Raw genomic sequence first — 1,691 nt, 5'->3', positions numbered from 1 at the left:
CCAGGCGTTGTTGAATCCCGCCTGTTCCGCCACCACGGTCTGTTCAATGGAATTATTGATGACCTGCTGTGAAGTCTGGTGATAGCCGCGCTGCTGGGCCAGAATGAAGACGCCGAATTCCATGATTTTTCTGTCTCGCAATGTTGATGTGTACCGGGACAAATTCTCCGGTTCGACCTCGGCGTCGTGAATAGGCAAGGTGCGTCATTCAGTTCTGCAGAAAAGTGTGGAATGCGCAGGCAGTCCGCAGGAATGCACAAGAAAAAACGGGGCCAGAGGCCCCGTTTGCGTTGCGCGATGGCGCGATCAACGGTCGCTCAGGTCCGTCGTCTTCGCAAGACCCTGCCAGATGGCCGCGTCCTTCTTGATCGACGCGGTGAACTCCTTGGCCGTGCGGCTTGGCGCCACGATCATGTTCTGCATTTCCATCTTCTTGCGCACCTCGTCGGAGGCCTGCAGGCGATTGATCTCGCCATTCAGCCTGTCGATGATTTCCACCGGCGTGCCCGCTGGCGCAAACACGCCGTACCAGCCATCGGCCTCGAACTTGTAGCCCTGCTCCGCCAGCGTAGGAATGTCGCGCGTGGCCGGCCAGCGTTGCGAGCCCGTCTGGCCCAATCCCACCAGCCGGCCGCTGCGCATGTGCGGGATCGGCGACGCGATGTCCGTGAAGCCGACATTGATGTTGTTGGCCATCAGGTCGGTCACTTCGGTGGCGAGCGACTTGTACGGCACGTGCGACATCTGCAGGCCGTAGTGCGCCTTGATGCCTTCCATGGCCAGATGGCCGGACGAACCGGTGCCCCACGAGCCGTACGAGAGCTTCCCAGGGTGGGCCTTGGCGTAGGCCACCATGTCGGCCAGGTTCTTGAACCCTGTGCTCGGGTTCGTCACCAGCAGGATGCCGGCCGCGCCGACCTGCGCGACGGGCACCAGGTCCTTCTCCGTGTCATAGGGCATCTTGGGCTGGATCACCGGGTTGATGAGGATCGCGGACGACGGCGCGAACAGCAGCGTGTAGCCGTCGGCCGGGGCCTTGGCTACCGCGTCGCATGCAATGAGGCCGTTGGCGCCCGGCTTGTTGTCCACCACGATGGGCTGCTTCAGCACCTTCCACAAGGGGTCGGCCATGAGGCGCGCAAAGATGTCGCTGCCCGCGCCCGGCGAGCTGGCGACCACCAGGCGAATCGCGCGCGACGGCCAGTCGCCCGAAGCGGCGAAGGCCCTGGCGCCTGCGCCCAGCAGCAGGCTGCCGAGCAACAGCGTGCGTCGTTGAATGGATGGTTGGTTCATGTTTTGTCTCCTGTCTGGATGGCGCTATGGATTCGAGAAGTAAAAGAGGCGGCCGAAGGCGCACGACGGGTGTTCTTCGACAGCGACCATGCAGGTCGCGTCCCCGTTCGATGACGCGCGGGTTCGGCGCCTCAGGCCGCCAGGGCCTGCGTGGTCGGCTGGTTGCGTGCAAGCTCCTTCTGGATGGCCGGGATGATCCGCTCGCCCCACAGCTCGATCTGTCGCAGCATGGTCTTCTGGTCGAAGTCGCCCAGCTGCGTCTGCAGCGCGATGTGCTTGGGCCGCAAGATGCTGATCTCTTCCAGCATCTTGTCGATCACCTGGTTGACCGAGCCCACGGGCAGGTTGCGGCGCAGTTGCTCGAAGCTCGGGTCGGTCTCCGAAGGCACCTCCTTGAC

Annotated in this window: 1 protein-coding gene and 1 pseudogene; both read right to left on the bottom strand. The window is 63.2% G+C overall.

Going from position 1 to position 1,691, the window contains the following annotated elements:
* Positions 1–306: 306 nt before the first annotated feature.
* Positions 307–1,293, bottom strand: a complete 987-nt coding sequence (locus QTI51_RS38895) for a Bug family tripartite tricarboxylate transporter substrate binding protein (RefSeq protein ID WP_286518457.1) — start codon at positions 1,291–1,293, stop codon at positions 307–309.
* Positions 1,294–1,424: 131 nt separating this feature from the next.
* Positions 1,425–1,691 (bottom strand): annotated as a pseudogene (locus tag QTI51_RS38890) (LLM class flavin-dependent oxidoreductase); the annotation flags it as partial.

It is taken from the genome of Variovorax sp. J22G73 (genome assembly GCF_030317035.1).
Lineage (GTDB): Bacteria > Pseudomonadota > Gammaproteobacteria > Burkholderiales > Burkholderiaceae_C > Variovorax.
This window is presented reverse-complemented; position numbering and strand designations above follow the sequence as displayed.

Coding starts and splice junctions, on each gene's coding strand:
- QTI51_RS38895 (WP_286518457.1), bottom strand. CDS start 1,293: ATGAACCAACCATCCATTCAACGACGCACGCTGTTGCTCGGCAGCCTG.